The 231-nt window shown below is 58.4% G+C and carries 1 protein-coding gene; it reads left to right on the top strand.

All coding sequences use genetic code 11. The annotated features are described in order from the left end of the window. Window positions 1-73 precede the first annotated feature (73 nt). The coding region (locus N7568_RS31205; RefSeq protein WP_439899003.1) for an RAQPRD family integrative conjugative element protein at window positions 74-231 on the top strand (158 nt) is incomplete at its 3' end.

Below are 231 nucleotides of genomic sequence, written 5' to 3'. Positions count from 1 at the left end.
AATAAGAATTTCCTGCTGTAGGCATCGCTGCTTTGCGTCACTCTCCCGACGACCAGATAACCGGGAGAGCCTCATGCGTCACACCAGAAACCTCATTGCCCTGCTGATAACCACACTTCCCGTCCTGCAGTGTCACGCCTCCGAGAAAGACGAGCTGGCGCTTGTCATGCGTCAGCTGGATCAGGTGCAGGCCGGGCTTGACCGGGCCCGTGTCGCGGCAAACCAGACTCA

This window comes from Paenarthrobacter aurescens (assembly GCF_025421775.1).
Taxonomy (GTDB): Bacteria; Actinomycetota; Actinomycetes; order Actinomycetales; family Micrococcaceae; genus Arthrobacter; species Arthrobacter aurescens_B.
The sequence above is the reverse complement of the archived record's forward strand: the minus strand, read 5'-3'. Positions and strand labels throughout refer to the sequence as shown.